Below are 13,683 nucleotides of genomic sequence, written 5' to 3'. Positions count from 1 at the left end.
CACTTTGTGTCAACAATTACAATCACGATTCTATATGAATCAGGGAGCCGTGATTTTCGAACGGTACGTTTCGGTGCAGATTCAGTGAGTTTGCCGTGTCCGATCGAAGGGATGAACGGTTGTCGAAATGTCCGGGATAGTAGTTTGGCCGTGGCGAACCAAATAAGGACAGGGCGGATTATTCAGGAAATTGAGTAAGGAATTTATGTAGAGGGTTGGGAGAGGCGAATAGGCCGAGCCAGTCCTGAAATGTCGCTATAAGGGCGTAAACGGCCCAACCGTTGGGTGTTTCGTAGATGGGCGATCGATCCACTAAATCAGCTGAGGCTCTCAGTTGAGCTGTTTCGGCCTTATCTCGGACGAGGAAACACTACGGTATTCACTTCCTGCCTGAATTAACCGCCATATAGCCGTTAAACCGCTCTGCGATGGTGTTCCTGCTCACCTTTAGCTTTTTACGACCCGATACCTGCGGACTGGTTCAAACGCATCAGACGGCGGAGTTTACGGAGCTTTGGGCCTATCTGGGCTAGTCGGTGATTCTAACGGCAAGGCATGACGCCGTTCACGGCAGCCACATTGTCTGAATCCCTTGATCGGTTTTCGTGGGTTTTAGTTGTCGTGCTGACTGACCGCTTCTGTCACGGCAACACTTGGGTAGTCAGCCGTATATGGCCTGATTAAAGTGACAGAATGTGAAGATTTCAACCATGCCCTAAGGGATTGATTTCTAAGAGCAATAGATTAAAGTGCAGTGTGCATAACCAGTCACTTTAATCGGGGGTTCAGATCACCAATATTTGTGTCGCCTCCGTCTAAATCCCATCCCCTGAAATCGTGGGATATAGAGTGAGAAAGTGGGTTTTAGACGTCATCCGTCAGAACCGTCCTGCTGCACAACTCTCCCCGGATTAGCACTGCCCTCCCCGTGGCTGCCAATCTTCTTTTCTCAATTTCCTGTCCGCGCTGTATTCTACTAGCTAACGCTCTGTCGCCGTTCCGAAGGATTCCCGTTGCCCAGACTTTGGATCATTTCCGACCTCCACCTCGAATCCGTCCCCTACCCCGATGCCTTCCAGCCATCACGCCCGGATTTCGATATCATGGTCGTCGCCGGCGACATTTGGGAAGGCGATTGCCTGAGCGGGTTTCGTAAGGTGCGCGAATTCGCCGGCGACAAGCCTGTCGCCTTCGTGATGGGAAATCATGAGCACTGGAATGGCGAGGTGAACGAGAATATCGGTACGGCTCGGTTGCTGGCGTCCGAGCACCAGATCACCCTTCTCGACGACGAAGCGGCAGAAATCGACGGCGTGCGTTTTGTCGGCGGAACGTTGTGGTCGGATTACAAACTTGGCGGTGATATCCCCGATCCCCATGCGGAGACTGCCGAACAGATAGACATCGAGCACGATGGCGGGACACACCTCATCACGGTCGGGGATGCGATTGAATTGCACAGGAATTCCCTCGCCAGGCTGGAAACCCTGATCAACGGGTATGGCGGCGGGTTGCCCCTCGTCGTTATCACGCACCATGCGCCGCATCCGGAGTGCTTGCCTGTTTCCGCTCGGGGTACCTGGTCTGCCGGAAACTCGGCGTCCGATCTCTCGGATCTGACGGATTCCGGCAAAGTAGCCTTGTGGGTTCATGGGCACATCCATGCCACCGTCGACATGACGAGGCCAGGCGGCACACGAATCCTTTGCAATCCGGCTGGACCTCGATTTGCCAACACGTCATTCGACGATGCATTGGTGATCGAAATCTGAGGAGAAAACAAATCGAAGGGCTGGGAGGAATCCGCCGATTAAAGTGACAGATTGTGAATCCGTCCCGTCACCATAACCCGTTGTAAAAAGTAGACGAATATTAAAGTGCAAGAATTCCAGCTTGTCACTTTAATCGTCTAAATCCCGTCATATGAATCCACGGGATTTAGAGTGAGTTTTCGGGTTTTAGTCTCCGGCTTTCCGGATCACGTCATCAACAATCTGGGAAACGCTCTTCTTGGAAAAGTCACCGGCATCGGCAGCGCTGACGCCTTCGCCGACCAATTGCTTCAAGGATTCCTCTTTGACGCCGAGAAGTCTTGCCCTGGCAGCCCGCAATTCGTCCAAGCTGAGATCGTCCAGCTCGCCTTGGTCCATCTTTTCAATGAACGACAGCGGAACACCGTAATATTCGGCTGCTTGAGCGGGTGTGAGGTGCATCTCGTCGACTGCCAGCTGTAAATCAATGGCTATCTCGGCTTTCAGCATGACCTCGTCATAGACAGTATCGTCAACCATATCCGCTCCCCCGTAGACTTATTAAACGCCATGGACTTCGAGGCGTTCCATGGCGGTGTTCAAATCATCGGCACTCAAGTCCTCAAAATTGCCCTTCATCACGTCGGCGATGAACGACAACGGCACATTGCAAACCTCGGCTGCTTGCTCTGGCGTAAGTTCCCGCACTTCGATCGCTACCTGCAGCAGTTGTACGTTCACTGCCTGCGCCAGCAGGACCCCGGCTTCCGGGAGTCCGAGATCTTCAAACACGTTGCCGCTGCCCCATGCCTCGAATTTATCGGCCATCTTGATCATCCCTTGTTGTCGACGATACTAATTTATGCATAAGAGCCCTTGTGAATAGCATAGTTGCCAATTATAAGAAACATACACGGGCGGGAGCTCGCAAGTTAAAAAGGGGGTGGATCATGTCGGGTCTGAAACGAATAGCGCTCTGATCTCGCTGCGTCTTCCGGACGCTTTCGCCGCTATTTCGATTTCAAAGGAGAACCCACATGACGACCTATCTCACCGCAGACACCCATTTTGGCCATCCGCTTATGGTTCGGGAAAACGGCCCCAACCGCCCGTTCAATGACGTTTACGCAATGAACCGCGCCCTCGTCGAGGCATGGAACCAGACCGTGAATCCCGAGGACACCGTCTGGCATCTCGGCGACTTCTCTATGAAGCTGGATAATCGCGAGATGGCCGAAATCTATTTTTCTCTCAACGGCATCAAGCATCTGATCGTCGGAAATCATGACGTCGACAAGAAGGGCAAGCTGCTGGAGGGCCTCAAGCGTCTCGACTGGAAGTCCGTTTCCCATGCCGCCGAAATCAAGCACGACGGCAATCGGATCATGCTGTCCCATTATGCAGGCTGGACATGGAACCAGGCGCACCGAGGTGCCTATTTGGCCTTCGGCCATACGCACGGTTCCATGCTCGGGCTGCCGGGTTCAGTCGATGTTGGCGTCGACGCTCAAGGCATGGTGCCGATCTCGTGCGAAGAGTTCGTACGCCAGGCCGAGGACACCATCATCAACGCCAAGAAGCATGTCGATGTGAATCTCGATCGCTTGGCCGGGTTGCTGGATCGCTACGAGGAACGTGCCGACGTCATCCGTAAAAATCGGAGGACGGTGGCCAGCGGTGCTCGCGCTCCGTATGTGGAAGCTGACGAAGACGAGGACGACGAGCCAACAGGCGGCTTCCGCCGGTGAGGATTTGGGTCTTCTCCGATCTCCATCTTGAATACGCGCAGTTGCATCAGCCTCTAGACATTCCGGAAGCTGACGTCTGTGTCATGGCTGGCGATCTGATGCGTGCGCCAGCGAACGGCGTTCATTGGCTGGGTGAGCATATTGCTCGATGGATGCCGGTCATTTTCGTGGCCGGAAATCACGAGTTCTATAAGGGCAGCATCAAGGAATCCTTGGAAGACGGTCGAGCGGCCGCCGAACGGTTTCCTGATGTCCATTTCTTGGAGAACGATTTCGTTGTCATCGACGGCGTGCGCTTCATCGGGGCAACGCTGTGGACGGATTACCGTATCGAAGGTCATCAACAACTTGCGATGCATAACGCGCGAGAGCGAGTGAACGACCATAAACTGATCGCTCTCCAGCGGAATCCTTGGAAACGGTTTCTGCCGATGGAAGCCGTCAGGCTGCACAGTGAATCCCGGCTCTTCATCGAGTCGGCGCTAAAGGCGGATCGCGACATCCCGACGGTTGTCGTGACCCATCACCTGCCTTCCATGAAATCCGTGGCGGAACGCTTCCGTGGCGATGCATTGAATGCGGCTTTCGCATCCGATCTTGATGACCTGATCGAGATGCAGCAGCCTGACCTTTGGGTTCACGGCCACACGCACGATTCCGCTGACTATCGGATCGGCGACACCCGTGTCGTCTGCAACCCTCGTGGCTACGACGACGAAAATCCAGCGTTCAAGATGGATTTGGTTGTTGAAATTGACGGCCCGACACCGCTCCCGGGAATTGGAGGTAGCCGATGAAAATCTGGATCCTTTCCGATCTGCACCTCGAAGTAGCGAAGCTGCGCCAGCCTCTGGAAATCCCGGAGGCCGACGTCTGTATCTGCGCAGGCGACCTGATGCCCGATCCGGGCAAAGGCGTCGAGTGGCTGGCGCAGCATGTCGCCCGCACGATGCCTGTTATCTATATCGCTGGTAATCATGAGTTTTACCGGGGCGCGATCAAGGAAGGCCTCGCGTCGGGTCGCGCGGCGTCTTCCAAGCAGCCTCGTGTTCATTTTCTCGAGAACGATTCAGTCGTGATCGGTAGTGTCCGTTTTGTCGGGGCAACGCTGTGGACGGATTACAAGATCATGGGCGGAAGTCCTGAAGTTGCGATGTTTCACGCGAAAACGCGCATGAACGATTACAAAATGATCGCAAAACAGAAGAAGCCTTGGGAGCGCTTTCGGCCTGAATTCGCTTTTCGGATTCATCAGGATTCCCGCCAATTCATCATGAAAACCATGGAAGAGGAAACCGAGCTGCCCGTCGTGGTGGTCACGCATCATCTGCCGTCGAAGCAATCTTTTCACGTCCGATATGGAAGCGATCTGCTCAACGCTGCCTATGGATCCGATCTGGAGAGCGTGATCGAAAACGGCCGCCCTGCCCTTTGGGTTCATGGGCATATCCACGACTCCACCGACTACCTGATCGGCGACACGCGTGTCGTATGTAACCCACGGGGCTACGTTGACGAGAACCGGGGATTTGATCCCGCGTTCGTCGTCGAGGTCGATAGCCCTGCGCCGTCACCCGGATTGGGAGGTGGCAGATGAAAATCTGGACGATTTCCGACCTGCATCTATGGGATCTCTCCTATGGAGACAAAATCAGGCCACCGGCGGCTGACCTGTGTATCGTCGCTGGAGACGTTTGCGACGATATCGAATCCACCATGGCGTGGCTGGGTCGCGTGATCCGCCCGCACATGCCCGTCATGTACGTTCTCGGGAACCATGATTTCTTCGACACGAGTGTCAGCCGATGCAAGACCGATGCCCGACGGTTTGCGGAAGAAAACCGCATTATCCTGCTCGACGACAACGTCGTTATCGGCGGCGGCGTGCGCTTTGTTGGCGGGACGCTGTGGACGGACTTCGAGCTTTTCCACGACCGCGTTCAGGGTGATCTTGAAGTCACCCGTCGGCGTCGTGCGCGTGAGATGGCCATGGATTTTGCCAATGACAACATGCCTGAGTATCGGGAATCGTATTGGGTTCTGGACGAAGACATGGTGCGTCACCTGGCTCCGCAGGACACCTACGCCATGCACCTGGCCACGAAGGCTTTCCTGAAGGAAACGCTGGCTCGCCCCTTCGATGGCCCGACCGTCGTTGTCAGCCATCACTGCCCTCACCCGAATTCGTTGAAAGACGATTTCGCCGGTTCCGTGCTGAACCCGGCGTTCGGATCCGATCTCTCTGACACCATCGAGGTTTACCAGCCCGATATCTGGATTCACGGGCATACGCATGCTTCGTTCGACTATCGGGTCGGCAAGACGAGGGTTGTCTGCAACCCCCGCGGAAACGGCCGCGGCAATCCGAATTTCGACCTTAAGAAGGTCATCGAGGTGGCTGCTTGAAGCTTTGGATTTGGTCCGATCTCCATCTTGAATTGCAGAAGATCGACATGCCTCCGGAGAAGCCCGAAGGCATTGACGCCATCGTATGCGCTGGCGATCTCTGCCGTGCGCCTGCTCTCGCAAGCGTAGCTCAGGAAATCGTCGATCGCTACCAGGTGCCGCTGATCTACATCCCGGGAAACCATGATTACTACGGCGGCGGTGATCGCGGGCGTTCCATCGAGAGTGATCGAATTCTGCTGCAGCTCACGCAGCGAGATTCCAGGGATTGGCGGCACCCGCTCCATGTGCTGGATGACGATACTGTCGAAATCGATGCCGTTCGTTTCGTGGGCGGCACCTTGTGGACCGATTTCCTGATGGGGGCCCAGGAGTCCGATCTGGCCTGGCGTCTGAATGCTGGCCGCTGGCTGCTCACGGACTTCGCCGAAATCAGAACGCGGGATCGTAAGCTGATTACGGGTCAGCGGATGCTGGAAGTGCACCGGGAGACGGCGGCATATCTAAAGAGGCAACTGGAGCAGCCTTTTGACGGCAAAACAGTCGTTGTCACACATCATCTGCCGCATCCGGCTGCCACGCCTGCATACTACAAGGACGAGGAATCCAATTACCTGTTTGCCAGCAGCGAGCGGCCGTTTGACGGCCTTTTCCATTCGTTAGCTGCCCCTGCCCTATGGGTTTGCGGTCACACGCATCATCCGGTTAATGTCCAAGTTGGCGGGACGAGGATCGTTTGTAATCCATTGGGCTACCAACGCGTCCGAAACGAGCGCGAGAATGGATTTGACTGGAATCTCGTCATCGATACGGAGGCTTTGCCATGATGACGGCGGTCAGAAAACGGCTTGAAAACTACGCACTTGGCCACGGCGGTCTTGTCGACGCCCAAGATCGTCGTTTTCGTCTCGAATTTCATGTTTCCGAGATCAGCGGAGCTTGGCGGTTTGCCGTCAGGGAGTTGGAGAAAGCCAGGCTGAAGGCGAAGATCGTGCCTGTTCTCGGAAACGAAATGCCAGTCGACAATGTCATACTTGCGGCAACTGCATGGATGGAGCTTGAGCAATACGCTGCCGAAAACGGCGGCCGCTTTCACGTTATCCCGCGGTTTGATGTCAAAACTACTATGGAATTCTACGCTGATTTCGAGGTCGGAGAGGCGAAAGCCTTAAACTGGTTGACGGAAACCATCTGGATGTTTGGCCTTCAGGCCACGGCGGTAACATGGTCGTGCCTGAATGAGGAAGCCCGTCAGCGTTTGGACGACGAGGGAGAAGTCATCGGGAAATGAACGATTTCGGCTGAAAACTTGCCTGGAGATCCCGTTCGTTTTGAGCTATACCATGAAAAATAGCGGGGACTAAATGAATAACTTCAAACGTCTCGTGTACGATCTCGAGGACTACGCACGCCAGCAAGGCGGACGTTTCTGGTTGCTCGACGTCAATAAATACACGGAATCCCCGCCACAGGGTCAGCTCTGGGTCGTTGTCGATTTCGAGCAGGGTGCAGTGCCGGCGACGATCTATGTCGACATAACCGGGAAAAAGCACGGGGTGCCTTATCGCGTCAGCCAGGCTGCCGATTTGACGGAGAAATTCAAGAGCACCGTGTTGCCGAACGCGCTGGTTTTATGGGGGCCGCCTTACGATCCACCGACGGGTGCCGCCAATGACTGATACTGTGAATCCATATGACCTCATCCTGGAGCAGACCGACACCGAGGCCGTCGAAGCCGTCATGATCGGCTCGGAGACGGTCGAGATGTTGGAAATCTTGGGCGAAAAACCTGTTGTCGAGGTTCCCGCTACCAAGCTGGATGTTCCGCTCACGCTCGAGGAAGCGCGGCCATACTTGGATTACGAGACTGCCGCGTTTTCGCTGAATACCATCTCGCCAATGTACGCCTGGACGGCGAGTTGGGTGATCACCATCGTCGACGAGCCGATCCGTGCAATCCGGGTGCCAAGGCATCCGACTGTCGGGGAGCTGCCCCGATGGAGGTGACCGATTTCGATGATCTGATGACCAAGTACCCTCGCCTGATCAAACCCGGATTTGGCGGCGGCTACGGCTTCGAATGCGGTACCGGCTGGATCAGCATTTTGGATCGGTATTTTGGCGAGGTTGATGCCCTGTTGCCTGCCGACGTCCCGTGGTCGAACAGGCAGATCAAGGAGAAGTTCGGCACCTTGCGGCTGTATTGCGAAGCCTTGTGGCCGGGGAAAGAGCCGACCGCCATCTTCGCCGTCGACTTTTTGAATATGGGTTCGGGTTTTCGTCATGGAGCCGACGGGAACAACGGCATCGACCAGAAATTGGATTGGGCTCGATATCGTGCTGAAGGCCGCTCTGCCCACACATGTGAGCATTGCGGGAAGCGGGGTGTCCTGATGCAGTCAGGCGGTTGGTACCACACCGCTTGCGAGGAACATGCCGACGGCGGGGTGCCCGTTGGGGGAGAATCCGTTTTGACGTTCGGCGGAAAACGCTACTGCTTCGATGTCGTGAAGGACGACATCGTGGAAATTGAAGGTGACAAAAATGAAGAATGACGAAACTCAAACAATTCTCGACCGCTTTCCACGCCTCGTGAAAGCCGGAACATCGTTTGAATGCGATTCCGGTTGGTTGGGAATCCTAGAGCAATATTTTGCCGACGTCGAAAAGGCGCTGCCATCGGATGCCGGATTCAATATCGATCAGATCAAGGAAAAATACGGGCTTCTGATCCTTGATACGAATCCAACCGGCAAGGTCTCCGATGAAGTTTTGGCAGCCTTGAGCACCGCTGAATTCTTGGCCGAAAACCGTTCCGCACATACCTGCGAGAGCTGCGGAAAGCCGGGACATCTGGTCCAAAGCGGCAACTCATATTTCGTGGCTTGCGAAGACCACAAGAGCGATGGCGTGCCGACGAAGCCGGAACACTATGTCCGTGAGATCGGCGGGCGACAGTGGATTTACGACCAGGCGTCCGATGCTGTCATCGAATACCACGGAGAACCCGATGGCGGATGAGTTCGAACCCATCGACTATACGGATCTCGTTGATGTCGTGCAGCGGCTGCGGATGATCGGTTGGCGGGCGTCCGGCGGACTGGCAAAGCTGTCAGTGGGTAAGCACCCGTGGCCTTGGTGGGAAAACCTGAATGACTTCGGCCCATATATTCAGGCTCTCAAGGATTTGGCGGAGACTACTGACGGGGAACGGCGTCAGGAATGCTTGTATCTCGCGGCCGAGACGGAACGCGTTCATGCAGCCTTGTTGGCGAAGCCGAAGAAACCTGACGCTGACGATGTGATCGCGCGGTTTGTCGGCGGTGAGATCGGCGACCGGACGGCCATGTACGTGATGGGATGGGATCATTGGCAGTTGCGTGAGGAATGCGCAAAACGCGATCTGCCGCCGATGCAGATGGTTGCCGATGAGGGCGAAGACGAACGCGTAGCGGCGTTTGTTCAAATCCTGAAGCAGAAGGGGATCGGGCATGACTGATGACGAATACGACCCCGAAGACATCAGGAAACATCTGCCGCCGATCGAGCCAAGGAAGGTTGAAATGAACCCCGACAATGTGACCTGCAACAAATGCGGATGGGTGTCGTTTGCCGTTTCCAAGGAATATGCGGAGGCGCAGATCGCGAAGTTCAATGCCTATTTTGACGGCCTGTCGGAGAAGGACAAGGCGTCGTACGGCGGTCGTTCGACGCTCGCCAATTACACGTGTCTTCGCTGCGACGGCTCCGATTTCCGCCCTGCAGTCGATGGCGACGTGCCGGATGGCTGCACTCTGAATCCAGTCGTTTGCGATAAATATGCGGGGATACTGGAGCGCTTCGCCGCCAACGCCGACGAGCTGGTGGCCGACATCTGGAAAGCCGTGTCTGCGCAGCACCACGGTGCCGTTGTTTCATGGATGGATTTCGAGTATTTGGTCGACGACGAATTGTCGACGCTGCACATCATCGCCATTTTCGACTGCCTGACCCGCGAAGGCCGCCTGTTTCAGTTGGATCGCCTGAATTATTGGGCGGTTTCGCTCGATGGGAATCCACCGGATCTGCATGTTGTAGTTGCCATGTTTGCGAAACGGAAAGGCGAAGGCCTTGGTGGGATCGAGATGACCGATGACGGCGTTCGGTATCGTTGGAGCGGCCATGATCTCCGCACCGGGATTGGCGGCGCGGTTATTGAATTCGTGCACGATGCTCTGGTCGCCAAAGGATTGGCGAATTGAGCGAGGGCGTCGTGGATGGAGGGTAGGTTGTCGGTTGCGTGATGACCCCTGATCCTTGGATTTCAACAATTCGAGGAGGGAAATCTTGTCGGAAGTTAAATTTGAAGACCTAAAACGACACTGGATAATAGTGAGTTGCAGTATCCTAATTGGGCTATTTGGCTGGATATTTGTTATGACGGCGGATGATAAAGCTGCATTCCGTCTTGAAAACGACGCCACGGCCGGAAAAACTGCTTCTCGCATCTGCAAAGACTGGACGCCAAAATCCAACCGCGACCTCGCATGGTGCAAGGATTACATGGTGCTGGTGCCGGGCTCGGTTGATTTCGACAAGGCAGCTCTTACCAGGTGGCGGGAGACATATTTCGCAAGCTGGTGTCCCGGCTATGCGAGGTCGCCCGACAAAAAACCTGACCTTGCATGGTGTTTAGGGTATCTACCCCTGACCCCGGGTTCGGCAACATTTGCGGGCGGCGAGAAGCTTGATAAGTGGCTTTTCGACCGGAAGAGATATCAATATGTCTGCTACAATCTGCCGAAGGGTGCCGAGATGTCCGAGCCCTGTTCGGGTTACGTCTCCCGCGGCGGACTGCATTCGTGGCGTGAGGGTTGATGTCTAAATATCCCCAATTGGACAGCGGTAATTTTCTGAAGGATCGCGGCTATGCGAATCCCGAGGAGACACGGACGAAATTCCTGCTGATCAACGACATCGAGCTTGCTTACGAGGATCGAGGACTGCCTGTTTCGGCTGAAATCACGGGCGTCGACATTGATCACATGGACGCCAGATGGACGGCTGCCATGTGCAGGAAGCCGATTTCCGAGCTGCAGGAGTTGCTGACCAAGGTGCGGGGGCTAACGCAGTGCCTCCGCACCTGAAGTCTCCGAGAGAATTTATCGACTACAAGACGCGAAGCGATCGATCCATTGTAGTGAAGGTCTCGAAGCCGCTGTCAGTAATGACCCCAGTATCTTCGACCATCATGCCACCCCAACCCGGCTCGTAATATGGCGTTTCGAGGCAGAAAGTACTCCCAGCGCGAAGTTGCGCTTTGTTGTTGGGCGTAATGACTGGCCATTCGTAGGTAGAGAGGCCGATCGCATGACCGACATGATGACGATGAAACGGCTTAAGCCCTTTCGCTTCTACTGTATGGATCGTCTCAGCAAATACCATCTCGGATACGGCACCTGTCTTGGCTTTTTCAAAGGCCGTTTCCAGTCCAGCCAATAGGGCGTCATAACGCTTCTGCTGCAACGCAGTAGGCTCTCCGATAACCGCAGTACGGGCAATGTCCGACTTGTATCCATAATAGCTGCATCCAATGTCGAAGCGGAGCAAGTCACCCTTTGCAAGAGGCCGCTCAGAGCTAAGGACATCAGCAAGCGCGCTTGTTGCCCCTCCGGCCACAGTTACGTTACGCGGGTAACCGCCAGCCGCTGACATTGCCGCCGCGACAACGTTTGAGACCTCCTTGTCGGTGACGCCAACACCTGCGGCTGCCATACCAGCTTCAAGAGCTCTTTCCGTTAGGTTTGCCACGTGACGCAAAAGACTCTGCTCCGCAGGCAGTTTTACCGCACGGAGACCCAGCATCCACTGAGAGGCGTCCCGAATTTCATTGAAGCAGTCTTTAAACACAACCTGGGCTTCGTTCGGCAAACAGCTTGCTTCGATCAGTGCATTTCCCACTTTGCCAAAGCGCGCCAAACCTTGCCGCAGTGCCGGAGCAAACGACAAGTGTTCGACGTTGACAGTGGCCGACGGCGTTTCGCCGCTGAAATAGAAGCGTCCGAATGGGATCACGTCATCGGGAGCGAAACCCTCATAGATGGCAGGAGCGAAATCACCGCACGGAGCCACCAGTACGAGTTGGTCCCTGCTGATGATGGCAGCATAAGGATGGGGCTTATTGAGACTTGCCAGCATGCTCTCGTACCCAGTCATATAAAGAACATTTTCCGCGCTGGAGACAACTAGAACGTCAGCATCTTCATTCTTAAGTGCGTCTCTCACTCGCTGTATTCTCGCAGATGCGAGATCACGAAGAGACACCGGTAAGGATACGAATTTCATAGAATCGCCTTTTCGGAAGTCGTCCTGACCATTTTCGGCCGAGACGTAGAGCTAGAAGAATCAGAGTATCTTCGAAAGAAACTCTTTGGCACGGGGATGCTTTGGGTTTGCGAAGAACTCTTTTGGCTTTTCATCCTCAACGATCAGTCCAGCATCCATGAAAGCTATTCGATCGCCAACTTCGCGGGCGAATCCCATCTCATGGGTAACAATCACCATCGTCATTCCCTCGTCGGCCAGAGATCGAATGACCTCGAGCACTTCCTTGACCATTTCGGGATCGAGGGCGGAGGTCGGCTCGTCGAAAAGCATGGCTTCCGGATGCATCGCAAGAGCTCTCGCGATTGCAACCCGCTGCTTCTGACCGCCCGACAGTTCGGCTGGCCAGGCGTTGGCCTTGTCGCTGAGCCCAACCTTGGCGAGCAGAGTACGCGCCTCTTCGAAGCTACGATCCTTGCTGAGTTTTCTGAGGCGGATCGGGCCGAGGGATATGTTTTCGAGGACGCTGAGATGGGGGAAAAGATTGAAATGCTGGAAGACCATGCCCATGCGCTGGCGCAATTTGTCCACCTCATGGCCTTTCACGAGGATGCTTTGGTCATCGAAGTAGATTTCACCGCTATCGGGCTCCTCAAGTCTGTTCAAGCATCGCAGGAACGTGGACTTTCCCGAGCCAGACGAACCGATGATGCAGACGACCTCACGCTTCGCGACGTCAAGGCTGACGCCTTTCAATACCTGAAGGCTTCCGAAGCTCTTCGTTACAGAAACCGCCCTGATCATGTTGCATACCGCCTTTCTAAAGCTTGCGTGATGCGTTCAACGAACAGGAAAATCAGGAAGTAAATCACACCGACGAGGGTAAGAACCCGAACCGTGTCAAAGTTCATCGAATAGATTGTCTGCCCGGCCATCGTGAGTTCGACGACACCAATGATCGAAAGGAGGGACGTGTCCTTAAGGGTAATGCTGAACTGATTGGCAATAGCAGGGATCATCCGCCAGATGGCCTGTGGGAAGATGATCAAGCGCATTGTTTGCCAATGTGAGAATCCGATGGAGCGGCCAGCTTCCATTTGCCCTTTGTCAATGGAGATGATGCCCGCCCGGAAAATCTCCGATAGGAATGCACCGGTATAGAGTGTCATTGCCAGTATTCCAGCGGTTAACGCGGACAGTCGCAATCCAGTCAACAATGGCAGACCAAAGAATATGTACAGGATTTGGATTAGAAGAGGTACGCCACGGATTACGCTGTTATAACCACGAGCGATTGCATTCATGGGGCGGTTACGGGCTAACTGCATCAAGGCGATCACAGCGCCGAGAATGGCTCCCAAAATCATCGCGAGAATAGTCACGACGACGGTGTAACTCGCCCCATAGAGCAGTGCCGGAAGATAGCCAAGGATTGCTTCCATGGGTAAATTTGCCTTTATGTTGAGCGCGTTCGC

20 protein-coding genes are annotated in these 13,683 nt (G+C 54.8%); 15 read left to right on the top strand and 5 right to left on the bottom strand.

Annotated elements, in window-relative coordinates:
- The first annotated feature begins 1,013 nt into the window (after positions 1 to 1,013).
- Entirely contained in the window at positions 1,014 to 1,772 is a 759-nt protein-coding gene (locus ACX3P1_RS13380) for a metallophosphoesterase (RefSeq protein WP_459080074.1), read from the top strand.
- A gap of 186 nt (positions 1,773 to 1,958) precedes the next feature.
- On the opposite strand, the gene ACX3P1_RS13375 is transcribed toward ACX3P1_RS13380, so the two are convergent.
- Entirely contained in the window at positions 1,959 to 2,291 is a 333-nt protein-coding gene (locus ACX3P1_RS13375) for a helix-turn-helix domain-containing protein (protein WP_459080073.1), read from the bottom strand.
- A 21-nt stretch (positions 2,292 to 2,312) separates the two neighbouring features.
- Positions 2,313 to 2,579 (bottom strand): XRE family transcriptional regulator, encoded by a 267-nt coding sequence (locus ACX3P1_RS13370; protein ID WP_459080072.1) that lies wholly within the window; start codon positions 2,577 to 2,579, stop codon positions 2,313 to 2,315.
- 209 nt (positions 2,580 to 2,788) lie between these two features.
- On the opposite strand from ACX3P1_RS13370, the gene ACX3P1_RS13365 reads away from it, so the two are divergent.
- The 14 genes from ACX3P1_RS13365 to ACX3P1_RS13300 all read left to right on the top strand — a co-directional run bounded on the left by ACX3P1_RS13365 (position 2,789) and on the right by ACX3P1_RS13300 (position 11,031).
- Positions 2,789 to 3,499 (top strand): metallophosphoesterase family protein, encoded by a 711-nt coding sequence (locus tag ACX3P1_RS13365; RefSeq protein ID WP_459080071.1) that lies wholly within the window; start codon positions 2,789 to 2,791, stop codon positions 3,497 to 3,499.
- Positions 3,496 to 4,296: a metallophosphoesterase gene (locus ACX3P1_RS13360; protein WP_459080070.1), complete on the top strand. Its 801-nt coding sequence runs from the start codon at positions 3,496 to 3,498 to the stop codon at positions 4,294 to 4,296. Before ACX3P1_RS13365 ends, ACX3P1_RS13360 begins: the two co-directional genes overlap by 4 nt.
- Entirely contained in the window at positions 4,293 to 5,096 is an 804-nt protein-coding gene (locus ACX3P1_RS13355) for a metallophosphoesterase (RefSeq protein ID WP_459080069.1), read from the top strand. The genes ACX3P1_RS13360 and ACX3P1_RS13355 overlap by 4 nt, the downstream gene beginning before the upstream one ends.
- Positions 5,093 to 5,905 (top strand): metallophosphoesterase, encoded by an 813-nt coding sequence (locus ACX3P1_RS13350; protein WP_459080068.1) that lies wholly within the window; start codon positions 5,093 to 5,095, stop codon positions 5,903 to 5,905. The genes ACX3P1_RS13355 and ACX3P1_RS13350 overlap by 4 nt, the downstream gene beginning before the upstream one ends.
- Positions 5,902 to 6,732 carry a metallophosphoesterase family protein gene (locus ACX3P1_RS13345; protein WP_459080067.1) on the top strand — a complete coding sequence of 277 codons (831 nt, stop codon included), beginning with the start codon at positions 5,902 to 5,904 and terminating at the stop codon, positions 6,730 to 6,732. The genes ACX3P1_RS13350 and ACX3P1_RS13345 overlap by 4 nt, the downstream gene beginning before the upstream one ends.
- A complete protein-coding gene (locus ACX3P1_RS13340; protein ID WP_459080066.1) occupies positions 6,729 to 7,196 on the top strand; it encodes a hypothetical protein in 468 nt (155 codons plus the stop codon). The genes ACX3P1_RS13345 and ACX3P1_RS13340 overlap by 4 nt, the downstream gene beginning before the upstream one ends.
- Positions 7,197 to 7,269: 73 nt before the next feature.
- The gene (locus tag ACX3P1_RS13335) at positions 7,270 to 7,584 is read left to right on the top strand and encodes a hypothetical protein (RefSeq protein ID WP_459080065.1); all 315 of its coding nucleotides are present in this window, start codon (positions 7,270 to 7,272) and stop codon (positions 7,582 to 7,584) included.
- On the top strand, positions 7,577 to 7,912 hold the full coding sequence (locus tag ACX3P1_RS13330; protein WP_459080064.1) for a hypothetical protein: 336 nt from the start codon (positions 7,577 to 7,579) through the stop codon (positions 7,910 to 7,912). The genes ACX3P1_RS13335 and ACX3P1_RS13330 overlap by 8 nt, the downstream gene beginning before the upstream one ends.
- The gene (locus ACX3P1_RS13325) at positions 7,903 to 8,460 is read left to right on the top strand and encodes a hypothetical protein (protein ID WP_459080063.1); all 558 of its coding nucleotides are present in this window, start codon (positions 7,903 to 7,905) and stop codon (positions 8,458 to 8,460) included. The genes ACX3P1_RS13330 and ACX3P1_RS13325 overlap by 10 nt, the downstream gene beginning before the upstream one ends.
- Positions 8,450 to 8,926, top strand: a complete 477-nt coding sequence (locus ACX3P1_RS13320) for a hypothetical protein (RefSeq protein ID WP_459080062.1) — start codon at positions 8,450 to 8,452, stop codon at positions 8,924 to 8,926. The genes ACX3P1_RS13325 and ACX3P1_RS13320 overlap by 11 nt, the downstream gene beginning before the upstream one ends.
- Positions 8,916 to 9,404 (top strand): hypothetical protein, encoded by a 489-nt coding sequence (locus ACX3P1_RS13315; RefSeq protein ID WP_459080061.1) that lies wholly within the window; start codon positions 8,916 to 8,918, stop codon positions 9,402 to 9,404. Before ACX3P1_RS13320 ends, ACX3P1_RS13315 begins: the two co-directional genes overlap by 11 nt.
- Positions 9,397 to 10,146 (top strand): hypothetical protein, encoded by a 750-nt coding sequence (locus tag ACX3P1_RS13310; RefSeq protein WP_459080060.1) that lies wholly within the window; start codon positions 9,397 to 9,399, stop codon positions 10,144 to 10,146. The genes ACX3P1_RS13315 and ACX3P1_RS13310 overlap by 8 nt, the downstream gene beginning before the upstream one ends.
- A gap of 175 nt (positions 10,147 to 10,321) precedes the next feature.
- Positions 10,322 to 10,762, top strand: coding sequence for a hypothetical protein (locus ACX3P1_RS13305; RefSeq protein WP_459080059.1), 441 nt, complete (start codon positions 10,322 to 10,324; stop codon positions 10,760 to 10,762).
- The gene (locus ACX3P1_RS13300) at positions 10,762 to 11,031 is read left to right on the top strand and encodes a hypothetical protein (RefSeq protein ID WP_459080058.1); all 270 of its coding nucleotides are present in this window, start codon (positions 10,762 to 10,764) and stop codon (positions 11,029 to 11,031) included. Before ACX3P1_RS13305 ends, ACX3P1_RS13300 begins: the two co-directional genes overlap by 1 nt.
- Positions 11,032 to 11,053: 22 nt before the next feature.
- Here ACX3P1_RS13300 and ACX3P1_RS13295 read toward each other — a convergent pair whose 3' ends face one another.
- From ACX3P1_RS13295 to ACX3P1_RS13285, 3 genes are all read right to left on the bottom strand, one after another.
- Complete coding sequence (locus ACX3P1_RS13295; RefSeq protein ID WP_459080057.1) at positions 11,054 to 12,169, bottom strand: M24 family metallopeptidase; 1,116 nt, start codon at positions 12,167 to 12,169, stop codon at positions 11,054 to 11,056.
- A 120-nt stretch (positions 12,170 to 12,289) separates the two neighbouring features.
- Positions 12,290 to 13,012, bottom strand: a complete 723-nt coding sequence (locus ACX3P1_RS13290) for an amino acid ABC transporter ATP-binding protein (RefSeq protein ID WP_459080056.1) — start codon at positions 13,010 to 13,012, stop codon at positions 12,290 to 12,292.
- Positions 13,009 to 13,650: an amino acid ABC transporter permease gene (locus ACX3P1_RS13285; RefSeq protein ID WP_459080055.1), complete on the bottom strand. Its 642-nt coding sequence runs from the start codon at positions 13,648 to 13,650 to the stop codon at positions 13,009 to 13,011. Before ACX3P1_RS13285 ends, ACX3P1_RS13290 begins: the two co-directional genes overlap by 4 nt.
- Positions 13,651 to 13,683 lie beyond the last annotated feature (33 nt).

This window comes from Mesorhizobium sp. A623 (assembly GCF_054489405.1).
Note: the sequence above shows the minus strand (reverse complement) of the source record. Positions and strands in the feature narration are given on the sequence as shown.